Origin of the sequence: Halomonas flagellata (assembly GCF_022487945.1) — a bacterium.
Classification (GTDB): domain Bacteria; phylum Pseudomonadota; class Gammaproteobacteria; order Pseudomonadales; family Halomonadaceae; genus Halomonas; species Halomonas flagellata.
On record NZ_JAKVPY010000003.1, the window covers coordinates 110,343 to 123,861 of the forward strand.

Below are 13,519 nucleotides of genomic sequence, written 5' to 3' on the forward strand. Positions count from 1 at the left end.
GTCTCCCGACGTGACACCAGGCCGTCACGACATCGACTCTATTCGTTCATGCCGATGCAATATCCCCTGCCGACCATAAAGCTCCCGTGACGTCATGTGAGGCAGCAAGATGAAACAGCCCCAGTACATCGGCACCACCGACCCGGTTCTCGCCGCCGGCGACGAACCCGCCAGCAACGTATCGCGCAACGCCTACTTCGGCGACATTCTCGACGCCCGCCTGAGCCGTCGCACGCTGCTGCGCGGCAGCCTGGCCGCCGCCGTGGCCGGCGCCATGGCCACCACCCTGCCCTTCGGCCGCGTCCTGGCCGCCGGCACGGGTGCCCCGGCCCCCAGTCTCGGCTTCAAGGCGATTCCGGTCAGCGCCGCCGACAGCGTGGTGGTGCCGGAAGGCTACCGGGTACAGACCTTCATTCCCTGGGGCACGCCGATCAACGGCGACATGCCGGCCTTCTCGCTGGACGCCAGCGGCGAGGACCAGGCCCAGCAGGTGGGCAGCCACCACGACGGCATGCACTTCCTCCCCCTCGACGGCAGCTCCCGCGACGGCCTGCTGGTGCTCAACCACGAGTACGTGGAGCCGCGCTACCTGCACGGCGCCGCACAGGGCCTGGCCCTCGACTCGGAGGGCTTTCCGCAACACGAGGACGGTTCCCGCGACCCCGACCAGGTGCTCAAGGAACTCAACGCCCATGGCGTCTCCGTCGTTCGCGTGCGCCAGGGTGCCGACGGCCAGTGGCAGGTGGTCGAGGACGCCCGCAACCGTCGCATCACCGGCCTCACGCCGATGCGCCTGGCCGGGCCGGTGGCCGGCACCGGGCACGTGGTGACGAAGTTCAGCCCCGACGGCAGCATGACCCGCGGCACCCTCAACAACTGCTCCAGCGGCGTCACCCCCTGGAACACCTACCTGGCCGCCGAGGAGAACTGGGCCGGCTACTTCGCCAACGAGGACCCCGAGATCGATCGCCGCCAGGCGCGTTACGGCATCCAGACGCGCGACACGGGGCGTTACCAGTGGCACCGGGCGGCGGGCGGCGCCGACGAGACCCTGCGTTTCGATGCCAGCTCCCGCGGCGCCTCGGCCCGGGACGACTACCGCAACGAGCCCCACGCCTTCGGCTACATGGTCGAGATCGACCCCATGGACCCGCAATCGACGCCGGTCAAGCGCACCCACCTCGGGCGCTTCGCCCACGAAGGGGTGATCTTCGCCCCCGCCGTGGAGGGCCAGCCGGTGGTCTGCTACTCGGGCGACGACGCCCGCTTCGAATACATCTACAAGTTCGTCTCGGCCAGGCCCTTCCATGCCGCTACGGCCGACGGCTCGCTGCTGGATGAAGGCACGCTCCATGTGGCGAAATTCCACGATAACGGCAGCGGCGAGTGGCTGGCCCTGGCCCCGGGCGAGAACGGCCTGACCCCGGAGAACGGTTTCACCGATCTGGCCGACATCCTGGTCAACACCCGCAGCGCCGCCGACCATGTCGGCGCCACCAGGATGGACCGCCCCGAGTGGGGCGCCGTGGACCCGGTCACCGGCCGGGTCTACTTCACCCTGACCAACAACACCCGCCGCGAGCCGGGCCAGGAGGATGCCGCCAACCCGCGGTCCGACAACGGCTTCGGTCATATCATCCGCTGGCAGGAAGACGGCTCCCACGCCGGCACACGCTTCGCCTGGGATCTCTTCATGCTGGGCGGCGACCGGGAGAACGGCCGCAACCCGGCCGGCGAGCCACTCGGCGACGACGCCATCTTCGCCAGCCCGGACGGCCTGTGGATCGACCCGGACCGCCGCGTCTGGATCCAGACCGACATCAGCGAGTCGGTGATGAACAACGGCATCTACGAGGTATTCGGCAACAACCAGATGCTGGCCGCCACCCCGGAGAGCGGCGAGATCAAGCGCTTCCTCACCGGCCCCGTGGGCCAGGAGATCACCGGCGTGATCACCACCCCGGACCAGCGCACCATGTTCGTCAATGTCCAGCACCCGGGCGCCACCACCGACGCCGAGGCCTTCGCCGCCGGTGACTTCGCCAGCCACTGGCCGGAAGGCGGCAGCGCCGTTCCCCGTTCGGCCACCCTGGTGATCACCCGCGAGGATGGCGGCATCATCGGCGCCTGAGCGCGAACCCACTGTTGACCGGCAATACGACGAAGGCCCCGCCGTGCGGGGCCTTCTCGAACCTGGCGGGGCGGCAGGCGCCTGCCTACTCGAAACTGAAGACAGGCGCCGGCGCCTCGGGCAGCAGCGCCGCACAGGCGCGCGCCTTCTCCAGCAGCGCCTCGTGGGTCGGGGCCAGCAGGTTGACGTGGGCCAGCTTGCGGCCGGGGCGCTCGGCCTTGTCGTAGCGATGCAGGTGCGCGTCCTCGATGGCCAGGATGGCAGCGGGATCGCCCTCGCGGCCGATGACATTGACCATGCAGGTGGGCATCCGCGCCGCGGTGTCACCCAGCGGCAGGCCCTGGATGGCGCGCAGGTGGTTCTCGAACTGGCTGGTCACCGCCCCGTCCATGCTCCAGTGGCCGGAGTTGTGCACCCGCGGGGCCATCTCGTTGGCCAGCAGCCCGCCGTCGCGGGTCTGGAACAGCTCCAGGGTCAGCACGCCGACATAGTCGAGCTCGTCGAGCAGCGCGCGGATATAGTCGTCGGCGACCAGCTGCACGCTGTCGTCGAGATCCGGCATCGGCGCCAGGGAGTAGCGCAGGATGCCGTCGACGTGGACGTTCTCGGCCATGGGATAGAAGACCACCTCGCCGTCGCGGCAGCGCACGGCGATGATCGACACCTCGCGCACGAAGTCGACGAAGGCCTCGACGATCAGCCGGGGGTGATTGATTGCGCGCCAGGCCTCGGCGGCCTCGGCCGGGTCGCGGATCACCGCCTGGCCCTTGCCGTCGTAGCCCTCGGTCACCGACTTGGCCACCACCGGGCAGCCCAGCTCGCGGGCGGCGGCCTCGAGCTCATCGGCGTGCTCCACCAGCCGGTAGGCCGGGGTCGGGATGCCCAGGCGGTCGAACAGCGCCTTCTCCTCGGCGCGGTTCTGGCACACGCGGATCGCCTCGCTGGAGGGAAAGACGGGCTTGACCTCCTCGATGGCCCGGACCAGCGCCACCGGCAGGTGCTCGAATTCGTAGGTGACCAGGTCGACCTTGGCCAGGAAGTCGTCGAGATGGTGCTGATCCGTATACACCATGACGTCACCGATGCCCGCGCTGGGGTGACCGGTGGTATCGAGGAAGGTGAAGCGGTTGGCCAGCGGATAGCCCGCCAGGGCCAGCATGCGGCCGAGCTGGCCGGCACCCAGGACTCCGATGTTCATGCCTGTCTCCTCACTCGGCCCGCGGGTCGGGATTGTCGAGCACCGTCTGCGTCTGCTCGGTGCGGAAGGCCTCGACGGCGGCGCGCACGGTGGCGTCCTGCAGGCCGACGATCTGGGCCGCCAGCAGGCCGGCATTGGTGGCCCCGGCCTTGCCGATGGCCAGGGTGCCCACGGCAATGCCGCCGGGCATCTGCACGATGGAGAGCAGCGAATCGAGGCCCTTCAGCGCCTTGGACTCTACCGGCACGCCGAGCACCGGCAGCGGTGTCTGGGCGGCGACCATGCCCGGCAGGTGCGCCGCCCCGCCGGCCCCGGCGATGATCACCTGCAGGCCGCGCTCGGCCGCCGACTTGGCGTAGTCGAACAGCAGGTCCGGAGTGCGATGGGCCGAGACCACGCGGGTCTCGCAGGAGACCCCGAGACGCTCGAGCATCGCCACGGAATGCTCCATGACCGGCCAGTCGGATTTCGATCCCATGATCACGCCAACCCGTGGCGCCTGGTGCGACGACTGCATGGACAACTCCCTCGATGATGATGTCGCGGCCCCCGCGAACACGCAACGACGGCCCGACAACACAAGCGTAGCCGCCCGAAAACCGCGCAGCATACCGTCTCCCGCGGGTCGTGGAAAGCCTCGCCGCCTGCTGCTGTCGTTGACAGGCGACAACGATTGCACCCTTGTTGCGCCTTGTCAGGACGATTAACCATTAGTCTTGGGCAATGAAACACCGCTCGTGAAACCTCACGGGCCTTATCCCGGGAAGGAGACAACACCATGAAGCGTTCCATGATCCTGATCGCCGCACTCGCCGGCACCCTGGCGCTGGCCGGCTGCGACAACGCCGACGAAGAGGCGACGGACACCACCGACCAGAGCACCGAGACCGCGGCCGACGAGCCGGCCACCACGGCCGGCGACGACGAGGTGATGGCCGACGACGAAGCGGCCGCGAACGAGCCGGACGAGGACCTCCAGGACTCCCAGGAGGCCATGCTGGAGGAAGAGACCGAAGCGGGCACCGAAGCCTCCGACACCGCCGTCGAGACCGAGGCCACGGAGACCGACGAGATGCCCGAAGAGGGCGACGCCATGGACGCGGAGGACGAGCCCATGGCAGACGACGCGGAAACCTCCGCAGAGGAGGCGGAAACGACCGAGGACGACGGCTACGACTACCAGTAAGGGCCGCGCCGACCGCAAGGGCCCCGTCCGGGCCGACTCGGACGGGGCCTGGTGAGATGGTCAGCCTGACCGCGAAGCCCAGCAGGCCATGCTTGCTGGGCTTCCTGCTGTTCGGGGACCGCGCTCAGCCGGCGGTCAGCGCCCGGCGACGGCTGGCCAGCCAGTTGCCGCCAAGGGCCAGCGCCATCACCACCACCCCGGCGACCTCAACCAGCAGGTCCGGATAGAAGACGGCGATGATGGCCCCCGAGATGGCGATCCGCGGCAACCAGGACATCCGCATGAAGAGATACCCCTCCAGGGCTGCGGCGAAGGCGCCCAGTGCCAGGAGCGCGATCACCCCGTTCCAGATCACTACCGGCCAGGGGCCGCCCATGATGATCTCGGGGTTGAAGACCATGAACACCGGGATCAGGTAGAGCCCCTTGGCGAATTTCCACGCCTGGAAGCCGGTCTCCATGGGCTTGCTGCCGGCGATGGCCGCCCCGGCGAAGCCCGCCAGGGCGATCGGTGGCGTGACATTGGAGTCCTGGGAGTACCAGAACACCACCAGGTGGGCGATCAGCAGCGGGATGCCGAACTCGGCGGTCAGTGCCGGCCCGACCAGCACGATCAGCACGATGTAGCTGGCGGTCACCGGCAGGCCCATGCCCAGCACCAGGCTGGCCAGCAGGACCATGACCAGCGCCAGGATGATGTTGCCGCCCGAGAAGGCCATCATCATCGCCGAGAACTTCAGGCCCAGGCCGGTCAGGCCCACCACGCCGACGATGATCCCCGCCACGGCACAGGCCATGGAGACCGCCACGGCGTTGCGCGCACCGAGCTCGAGCCCCTCGACCAGCTTGACGATGCCGGCCCGGACCACCCGTCCAATGGCGGCCGGGGTCACCGGCTGGCCCTGGGTGGGGGCGACGAACAGGAACCAGACGGTGTAGCGCAGGACCGCCACGACGACCATGGTGATCACCGCATAGAAGCCCACCCGCATCGGCGACATGTGCATCGCCAGCAGCCAGACCAGCACCCCCAGCGGCAGCAGGAAGTGCCAGCCATCGCGCATTACCTGGCGCATCTGGGGCAGCTCGCTGCGGGCCATGCCCTGCATGCCCTGCTTCAGCGCGATGATGTGCACGAACAGGTAGACGGTGGCGAAGTACATGATCGCGGGCAGGATGCTGACCTTGACCACCTCCAGGTAGGGCACCCCGGTGTACTCGGCGATCAGGAAGGCCCCGGCGCCCATCAGTGGCGGCATGATCTGCCCACCGGTGGAGGCCGCCGCCTCGATGCCGCCGGCCTGGTGGGGCTTGTAGCCCAGGCGCTTCATCAGGGGGATGGTGAAGGCGCCGGTGGTCACCACGTTGGCGATGGCGCTGCCGGAGATGGAGCCCATGCCGGCGGAGGCCAGCACCGCCGCCTTGGCCGGCCCCCCGCGCTGGCGCCCGGTGGCCGCGTAGGCCATGTCGATGAAGAACTTGCCGGCACCGGTGCTCTCGAGAAAGGCGCCGAACAGCACGAAGACGAAGATGAAGGTGGCGGCCACGCCCAGCGGCAGGCCGAAGATGCCCTCCTGCCCCAGGTAGAGCTGGCCGACCACGCGGTCGATATTGTAGCCGCGATGCTCGAGGATGCCGGGAAGAAACTGGCCCAGCCAGGGCAGCTCGCCCCGCGGGCCGGCGAAGGCGTAGAGGATGGCCACGGCGCCGATGAGGGTCATGCCCAGGCCCACCGCCCGGCGGCTGGCTTCCAGCACCGTCACGGTGGCGATGCAGCCGACGACGATATCGGTCTGGCTCCAGAAGCCGGCCCGGCCGATGATCTCGTCGAGGTAGATCACCAGGTAGCCCCCGGTGATTAGTGCCCCGGCGAAGAAGACCGCATCGAGGGCCCCGCCCAGCGCGCCACGGGCACGCTTCGTGCCGAACACCGGAAAGATCAGGAAGGCCAGCATCATGATCAGCATCAGGTGGATGCTGCGCTGGTAGAAGAGTCCCAGCGGCTGGATGCCGGCGGCATAGAGCTGGAACAGGGAAAGCCCCACGGCCACCAGGGTGATCAACCAGAGGATCGGCCGGGGCTGGATGGCATTGCCACCGGGCACGGTGACGGGCGGAGTCGGGGAGTCGCTCATGCACGCCTCAAGGGGGAGTGGTTGATGGAGATCGCAGGTGGATCGTCACCCGCTCGCCGGCGGCCCGCTCGCTGATGCTCAGCCGGCGCCCCGCATGCAGCAGTCGGTGATCGACCTCCGGGGAGCCGACCCGGAGGTAGTAGCGGTTGCCGGGGACGGGCTCGTCGATCTCCTCGATCCAGTAGCCGCCCCGGCCATCGGAGACCTGGCGGCCGCGCCCCGGCACATGGCCCAGCCCCGCGGCGAAATCGGGCTGATGGCTGCGCTCGAGCACCATACGCCCCGCGCGGTGGCGGTAACAGTCCTGGACCCGGATACCGGTCACGGAGTGGTTCCACTCCAGGCACCAGCGCTCGCCCTCCGGCATGGGCAGGGCGAGGATCAGGCGGTCGTCGTCACCGCGCACCTCCAGCCGCCCCGCGTCGTCGGCCCCGACCGGGGAGACGGCCAGCATCAATCCCAGGGCCAGCGCACGCCAAGTCGCCGGCGCGAAGGCACGGCGACGCCGGGGGGTCATCGTGGCACCCATCTTCAGTGCCCGAGGGAGTGGATCATTCCGGCCGCTGGTGGTCCGCCACCTCGACGCCCACCTCCTCGTAGTAGCGCAGGGCGCCCGGGTGGAAGGCGATCGGCGTGGAGTCGATGCTGAACTCCACGGTGGTGTCGTTGGCCGCCGGGTGGATGGCGATCAGCTCGTCGGTGTGCTCGAACAGGATCCGGGTGATCTGGTAGGCCAGTTCCTCGTCCATCTCGCTGCTCACCGCCAGCACATTGGGAATGCTGATGGTCTGGACCGGTTCCTCGACACCATCATAGATGCCGGCACGCAGCTCATAGGGCGCGAAGACCGGCTCGTTCTCCCGCGCCTTGGCGACCTCCTCGTCGGAGAAACCGATCAGGCGAATGTCGCGGGTGGTGGCCAGGTTGAGGATCGAGCTGGTGGGGGGCCCCACGCTCCAGAAGCCGGCATCGATGTCGCCGTCGCGGATGGCATCGGCGGTCTCGTTGAAGTTGAGGCGCTGGGGCATGAAGTCATCGTAGCTGATGCCGTTGGCTTCCAGCAGGGCGCGGGCATTGAGCTCGGTGCCACTGCCCGGCGCGCCCACCGAGACGCGCTTGCCCTCCAGGTCGGCGAGCGACTCGATGTCGGAATCCGCCAGGGTGACCAGCTGCACGGCATTGGGATAGATGGAGGCCAGGGCACGGATGTTGTCGAGCTGGCGGCCCTCGAAGTCCCCGGTGCCGGAGTAGGCCTGGTAGACGGTGTCGGCCAGGGCCAGGGCCAGGTCGGAATCGCCGCGCCATACCAGGCCCATGTTCTCGACGGAGGCGCCGGTCACCTCGGCCACCGCGCTGGCGCCCTCGATATGGTTGTTGATCAGTTCCGCCAGACCGCCGCCGTAGGGATAGTAGACACCGCCGGTGCCGCCGGTGGCGATGGAGAGCTGCTGGGCCGCGGCCAGCGGGGCCGTGGCGATCAGCGAGGCAGCAACGGCGTACTTGAAGATGTGCATGGAACTCCTCCGGTCCTTGGAACCAGGTTGTGGTGTGATGGTCGACGGCGCTCGGGAGGACTGGGCGCCTGTCGGAAAGCTAGCACCCCCCCGCGTGGGAGGCCAATGGCACTATTTCTACGTTTTCAGGGATTTTCGGCAACTCCCCGATGGTCGACCGGCGGCCAGGCACCGCCCTACCCCGCGACCTGCGCCTTCACCCTGTCGACGATATGGGCGCCGATGGGGATCGCCACCATCGTCCAGGGTCAGGCTCGGACAGTACTCGCGCGCGATCGCGATGTCGGAGAACCCTGCTTGTAGGGCGAGCCTCGGAGCGACTCGTCGTCGACGGCGTCGCCGGAGGTTGGGTCATATACTGGGTCCAGCCTGGGCATTTGAAGACATGGTTTGAATTGACGTCCAGCCAATAGCTATCACAGCGATACAAGGTCCATGCCGCACGACACGACACTCATCACAACGGTAGCCGCAGGCTTCGGCCTCGCCCTGGTTTTCGGCATCCTCGCCGAAAAATTGAAGCTTCCCGCTCTCGTGGGTTATCTCCTGGCGGGCATCGCCATCGGGCCGGCCACGCCGGGTTACGTGGCCGACATGGGGGCCGCGACCCAACTGGCCGAGTTGGGGGTCATGCTGCTGATGTTCGGCGTGGGCCTGCGCTTCTCTCTGGATAATCTGCTCTCGGTCAAGCGTGTTGCGCTGCCTGGCGCCATTGCCCAGATGACGGTGGCGACGCTCCTGGGCATGGCCATCGCGGGGACGTGGGGCTGGAGTCTCGGCAGCAGCCTGGTGTTCGGCCTGTCGCTGTCGGTAGCCAGTACGGTGGTGCTGCTCAAGGCGCTGGAAGCCCGAGGGATCCTCGAGTCGATGAATGGATACATCGCGGTCGGCTGGCTGGTCGTGGAAGACCTGGCCATGGTGGTGGTGCTGGTGCTGCTGCCTCCCCTGGCCGGGATGCTCGGCGGGGCCGAGACAGACGGCACCTTCCATCCTCCCCTCTGGCGGACACTGGGCCTGACGCTCCTGCAGGTCGGCGCCTTCGTGGCATTGATGTTGATCGTGGGGCGCCGCGTCATGCCCTGGATGCTGTGGCAGGTGGCCCGGACAGGATCACGGGAGCTGTTTACGCTTGCGGTCATTGCGGCGGCGATCACCATCGCGTTCGGTGCCGCCGAACTGTTCGGCGTTTCCTTTGCGCTCGGCGCCTTCTTCGCCGGCATGGTCATGCGAGAGTCGACGTTCAGCCACCGGGCGGCTGAAGAATCCTTGCCTCTGCGGGACGCTTTCGCGGTGCTGTTCTTCGTCTCCGTGGGCATGCTGTTCGAACCTGGCGTGCTCATCGAGCACCCACTCAGACTGATCGCTGTAGTGGCCATCATCATCATCGGCAAGTCCGTCGCTGCTGCCGTACTCGTCACCGCCTTTCACTATCCGCTGAGCACGGCCTTCACGGTGGCGGCGAGCCTCGCCCAGATCGGGGAGTTTTCCTTCATCCTGGCCGGTCTCGGCATGTCACTGGGTCTGCTCTCGGCGGAAGGGCAGAGCCTGATCCTGGCCGGAGCCCTGATTTCGATCGCACTCAACCCCATGATTTTCGGCCTGATCGAGCCGTTGCGTAGCAAGGTGCTGGAGAACTCCAGCCTTGCCCGCCAACTGGATCGACGCCGGGATCCCTTCGCCGAGCTCCCCGCGTCGACCGAAGAGCGCTACCTCGAGGGGCAAGTGGTCCTGGTCGGTTATGGCCGCGTCGGACAGCAGATCGGTGAAGCGCTGCGCGGACACGCTATCCCCTTCGTCGTGGTCGAACACAACCGGGAGCTGGTGGAATCGCTGCGCAAGCAGGATATCGCGGCCGTCTCGGGAAACGCCGCCGAGCCATCCGTGCTGATACAGGCACACATCGCCCGTGCTGCCATGCTGGTCGTCGCCATCCCCGATACCCTCGACGTGCACAAGATGACCGAGACGGCGAGAACGCTGAACCCCGACATCGAAGTGGCGGTGCGTGCCCAGAGCGAAGACGACGCCAGGCTGCTGGCCAAAGAAGCGGTCGATCGCGTCTTCTTCGGTGATGATGAGCTGGCGAAGGGGATGGCCAACCATATCCTGAAGCGCTTTGCTCCCCCGCCAGGCCAGGGAGCGAACGCCTTGTCTCGGCGGTAGGTGATATTGGGCTCCCGTGCCAGGCCCAGCCGCATCCAGCCGGCGAACATCGCCCACTCCACCGGCGCCAGCGCCGAGGGGCTGCCCGACAGGTACATGGCGGTCAGCCCCGGCAAGATACCTTTGTAAAATATCGCCAAACTTTCGTCGCAACCGCATCCGGCTCCGGGCCTCGCGCGGCCCCTTTGTCTCGGTCAATAAATCAATAAGATAACTTCTATATCAAACAGTTAACAACGAATACCCGAAGACAGGGGGCATCGAGCCGGCGCATCGACCGACCGGGCGAAGCGTTCGTTATCTTGCACGACCGAACCGCCCCTGCGTTCCCGAGGCCCCCGTTTCCCTGCCGCCAGAACATCAACGAATCGACACTGGCAAAAAGCGCGCAAAGCCCCCATGATGTACTCGTCGCCATCGTTACCTGGAGCATCATGAGCACGGCACGTCATACCGCCCACGCGGAACTGATCGACCCTCCGCGAAGCAGCCCTGACCTTGACGTCAGGGACCTGGAACACCGTACACGCCTCATGCGCATCATCACCCGGCTGATCGCCGTGTCCGATCTCGGTAGCCGCGAGATCGCCCGCCGCGCCGGTTTGCCGATGCAGAAGATCAGCGACCTGCTGGCCGGCCGCCTCGAGCACCTCTCGATCGACGAGTTGCGCCAGCTCTATCGCACCATCGATTCCCAGGCCTCGCCACACTAGTCGCCGCGCTTCTTCCCGAACGCCGAACGTCCCGCCATCCGGCGGGACGTTTCCGTCAGGGCGCCTCTTCCGCCCAACCGGCAAGGGCGCTCCCCTCGTGCTCGCGCAGAGGGAGCCACCCTCGCTCAGCGTCTCTGCCAAGCCATTGGCCGGTCACCCGAACGGATCTTCGAGCCGCGCCGCAGCGGCCACTCGAGTGTCAGTCACTCGAGAGATAGTGCACGCTGAACAGCCCCTCGGCGTCACTCCAGACTGCGCTCGACCGATACCCGGCTCGCCTGGCCAACGCCTGAAACCCCTCGCGACTGTACTTGCAGGAGTTTTCGGTATGCAGCGTCTCGCCCCGGGCGAACTCGAAGCGGTGCTCATCGAGGATAATGGTCTGCGGGCACTGACTGACCAGGTGCATCTCGATGCGCGATGCCGCTGCATCGAAGAACGCCCGATGCCGGAAGTTGGCGGGCTCCACCGAGGCACCCAGTTGCCGGCGCATGCGCTCCAGCAGGTTGAGATTGAACGCCGCCGTGACCCCGGCGGCATCGTTGTAAGCCGCCTCGAGAAGGCGCCGGTCCTTGACCAGGTCGACGCCGATCAGCACCCCACTGCCCGGGGGCAGGGCCTGGCGCAGCCGGCCGAGAAAGGCCTCGGCCTCGGCCGGCGCGAAGTTGCCGATGCTCGAGCCGGGAAAGAAGGCCACCACCCGCCGCCCCTCGATACCCGCGGGCAAGTGCAGTCGCTCCGAGAAATCCGCCCAGGCCGCGTGCACCTCGAGCCAGGGGTAGTCGGCCGCCAGGCGACGGGTGCTCTGCAGCAGGAAGTCGCGGGAGATATCCACCCCCAGGTAACGACTCGGGCGCATCGCCTCCAGCAGCAGTCGCACCTTGCGACTGGCCCCGCTGCCCAGCTCGACCAGCAGCGACTCCGGCCCGACGAGCGCCGCGATCTCCTCGGCGGCCTCGGCCAGGATGCCCTCCTCGGTCCGGGTCAGGTAGTACTCGGGCTGGCGGCAGATGGCCTCGAAGAGCAGGGAGCCCCGTTCATCATAGAAGTACTTGGGCGACAAGGCCTTGGGAGAGTCGCCAAGCCCGGCGATCACCTCATCGCGAAACGACAGTCCCGCTTCGTCGAGGTGCTGGTCATGGAAATGCACGGCAGTGGACATCAAGGACCCTCGCTGGCGAAAGGTTCTGGGGCAGGATTCGACAATACGCCGACGCCGGGATGGCGTCGCGTTATCGATTTACCTTTAGACTGTGGCGGCAACGCCAACGTCTCATCAATCTAGAGCGAGCCTGACCATGCAGCAACCGCAGCAACCGGTGTTACGGGATATCGTGCTGGTCGGCGGCGGCCACACTCACGTCGGCGTCCTCAAGCGTTTCGCCATGCGCCCGGAACCCGGCGTCAGGCTCACCCTGATCTGCCGCGATACGCACACCCCCTATTCGGGCATGCTGCCGGGGTATGTCGCCGGGCATTACCGCTACGACGAGGTGCATATCGACCTGCGCCGACTGGCGGAATACGCCGGGGCGCGCTTCTTCGGCGACGAGGTCGTCGGCATCGACCACGACGCCCGGCAGGTGCTCTGCCGCACGCGGCCGCCGGTGCCCTATGACCAGATGTCGATCAATATCGGCTCGACGCCCCGCGTGGACTCGGTCAACGGCGCCGGCGATCACGCCGTGCCGGTCAAGCCCATCCATCGCTTCAACGACCGTTGGCAGACGCTGCTGGAGCGCGTCAAGCACCATGCGGGCCGCACCCGGGTGGCGGTTGTCGGCGGCGGCGCCGGCGGGGTCGAACTGCTGCTCGCCATGCAGTACCGGCTGAGCAGGGAGCTGGTGGCCCTGGAGCGCGACCCCGGCGAGCTGACCTTTGCCCTGTTCACCCGCGGCGAACGGATCCTGCCCACCCACAATGCCCGCGTGCGCGCGCACTTCCTTTCCACGCTGGCCAGGCGCCGTGTCGAGGTCCACACCGCCACCGACATCGTCGACGTCGCGGGGGGGCGGCTGCAGGGTGCCGACGGCACCTGGCACGCTGCCGACGAGATCGTCTGGGTCACCGACGCCGGCGGCGCCGCCTGGCTGCGCGATACCCGCCTGGCGCTCGACGACGACGGCTTCATCAGGGTCGGCGACACCCTGCAGTCGCTGTCGGATCCGCGGGTCTTCGCCGCCGGCGATATCGCCAGCCAGGTCAATCACCCCCGCGAGAAGGCCGGGGTCTTCGCCGTGCGCCAGGGACGTCCGCTGGCCGACAATCTGCGCGCCGCCGTGACCGGCCGCCCCCTGAAGCCCTACCGCCCCCAGGCGAAGTGGCTGGCCCTGATCAGCACCGGCGACCGTCACGCCGTGGCATCACGCGGCGGGCTCTGCCTGGCCGGCGACTGGGTGTGGCGCTGGAAAGACTGGATCGATCAGCGCTTCATGGCCAAATTCAACGACCTGCCGCCGATGGAAGGCGACGCGTTGAAG

10 protein-coding genes and 1 pseudogene are annotated in these 13,519 nt (G+C 67.6%); 5 read left to right on the forward strand and 6 right to left on the reverse strand.

The annotated features are described in order from the left end of the window. The first annotated feature begins 109 nt into the window (after positions 1–109). Complete coding sequence (locus MKP05_RS03355; RefSeq protein WP_240567012.1) at positions 110–2,131, forward strand: PhoX family protein; 2,022 nt, start codon at positions 110–112, stop codon at positions 2,129–2,131. Between the two features lie 85 nt (positions 2,132–2,216). Here the strand turns inward: MKP05_RS03355 and MKP05_RS03360 are convergent, their stop codons facing one another. Beyond that, positions 2,217–3,329, reverse strand: coding sequence for a 5-(carboxyamino)imidazole ribonucleotide synthase (locus tag MKP05_RS03360; RefSeq protein ID WP_240567013.1), 1,113 nt, complete (start codon positions 3,327–3,329; stop codon positions 2,217–2,219). Between the two features lie 10 nt (positions 3,330–3,339). After that, on the reverse strand, positions 3,340–3,846 hold the full coding sequence (gene purE / locus MKP05_RS03365) for a 5-(carboxyamino)imidazole ribonucleotide mutase (protein WP_240567014.1): 507 nt from the start codon (positions 3,844–3,846) through the stop codon (positions 3,340–3,342). A 261-nt stretch (positions 3,847–4,107) separates the two neighbouring features. On the opposite strand from purE, the gene MKP05_RS03370 reads away from it, so the two are divergent. Continuing rightward, positions 4,108–4,515, forward strand: a complete 408-nt coding sequence (locus MKP05_RS03370) for a hypothetical protein (RefSeq protein ID WP_240567015.1) — start codon at positions 4,108–4,110, stop codon at positions 4,513–4,515. Positions 4,516–4,639: 124 nt separating this feature from the next. Here the strand turns inward: MKP05_RS03370 and MKP05_RS03375 are convergent, their stop codons facing one another. Genes MKP05_RS03375 through MKP05_RS03385 form a run of 3 tightly spaced genes read right to left on the reverse strand, consistent with a single transcriptional unit; the run spans position 4,640 to position 8,163 of the window. Then, a complete protein-coding gene (locus MKP05_RS03375) occupies positions 4,640–6,649 on the reverse strand; it encodes a TRAP transporter permease (protein WP_240567016.1) in 2,010 nt (669 codons plus the stop codon). 7 nt (positions 6,650–6,656) lie between these two features. Continuing rightward, positions 6,657–7,166 carry a DUF1850 domain-containing protein gene (locus MKP05_RS03380; RefSeq protein WP_240567017.1) on the reverse strand — a complete coding sequence of 170 codons (510 nt, stop codon included), beginning with the start codon at positions 7,164–7,166 and terminating at the stop codon, positions 6,657–6,659. 34 nt (positions 7,167–7,200) lie between these two features. Next, positions 7,201–8,163, reverse strand: a complete 963-nt coding sequence (locus MKP05_RS03385; protein WP_110282465.1) for a TAXI family TRAP transporter solute-binding subunit — start codon at positions 8,161–8,163, stop codon at positions 7,201–7,203. 435 nt (positions 8,164–8,598) lie between these two features. Here MKP05_RS03385 and MKP05_RS03390 point away from each other — a divergent pair, with 435 nt between their 5' ends. Both MKP05_RS03390 and MKP05_RS21720 read left to right on the forward strand, forming a co-directional pair. Beyond that, on the forward strand, positions 8,599–10,326 hold the full coding sequence (locus tag MKP05_RS03390; RefSeq protein ID WP_240567018.1) for a cation:proton antiporter domain-containing protein: 1,728 nt from the start codon (positions 8,599–8,601) through the stop codon (positions 10,324–10,326). Between the two features lie 434 nt (positions 10,327–10,760). After that, on the forward strand, positions 10,761–11,039 hold the full coding sequence (locus MKP05_RS21720; protein ID WP_276316502.1) for an XRE family transcriptional regulator: 279 nt from the start codon (positions 10,761–10,763) through the stop codon (positions 11,037–11,039). 199 nt (positions 11,040–11,238) lie between these two features. Here MKP05_RS21720 and egtD read toward each other — a convergent pair whose 3' ends face one another. Beyond that, positions 11,239–12,201 (reverse strand): L-histidine N(alpha)-methyltransferase, encoded by a 963-nt coding sequence (gene egtD, locus MKP05_RS03400; protein ID WP_110282468.1) that lies wholly within the window; start codon positions 12,199–12,201, stop codon positions 11,239–11,241. Positions 12,202–12,337: 136 nt separating this feature from the next. Between egtD and MKP05_RS22095 the strand changes: the two are divergent. Beyond that, positions 12,338–13,471 (forward strand): annotated as a pseudogene (locus MKP05_RS22095) (FAD-dependent oxidoreductase); the annotation flags it as partial. Positions 13,472–13,519 lie beyond the last annotated feature (48 nt).

Excerpts from the sequence above, each read along its gene's own strand:
- MKP05_RS03355 (WP_240567012.1), top strand. The coding sequence starts at position 110 with ATGAAACAGCCCCAGTACATCGGCACCACCGACCCGGTTCTCGCCGCC.
- MKP05_RS03360 (WP_240567013.1), bottom strand. The coding sequence starts at position 3,329 with ATGAACATCGGAGTCCTGGGTGCCGGCCAGCTCGGCCGCATGCTGGCC.
- purE (WP_240567014.1), bottom strand. The coding sequence starts at position 3,846 with ATGCAGTCGTCGCACCAGGCGCCACGGGTTGGCGTGATCATGGGATCG.
- MKP05_RS03370 (WP_240567015.1), top strand. The coding sequence starts at position 4,108 with ATGAAGCGTTCCATGATCCTGATCGCCGCACTCGCCGGCACCCTGGCG.
- MKP05_RS03375 (WP_240567016.1), bottom strand. The coding sequence starts at position 6,649 with ATGAGCGACTCCCCGACTCCGCCCGTCACCGTGCCCGGTGGCAATGCC.
- MKP05_RS03380 (WP_240567017.1), bottom strand. The coding sequence starts at position 7,166 with ATGACCCCCCGGCGTCGCCGTGCCTTCGCGCCGGCGACTTGGCGTGCG.
- MKP05_RS03385 (WP_110282465.1), bottom strand. The coding sequence starts at position 8,163 with ATGCACATCTTCAAGTACGCCGTTGCTGCCTCGCTGATCGCCACGGCC.
- MKP05_RS03390 (WP_240567018.1), top strand. The coding sequence starts at position 8,599 with ATGCCGCACGACACGACACTCATCACAACGGTAGCCGCAGGCTTCGGC.
- MKP05_RS21720 (WP_276316502.1), top strand. The coding sequence starts at position 10,761 with ATGAGCACGGCACGTCATACCGCCCACGCGGAACTGATCGACCCTCCG.
- egtD (WP_110282468.1), bottom strand. The coding sequence starts at position 12,201 with ATGTCCACTGCCGTGCATTTCCATGACCAGCACCTCGACGAAGCGGGA.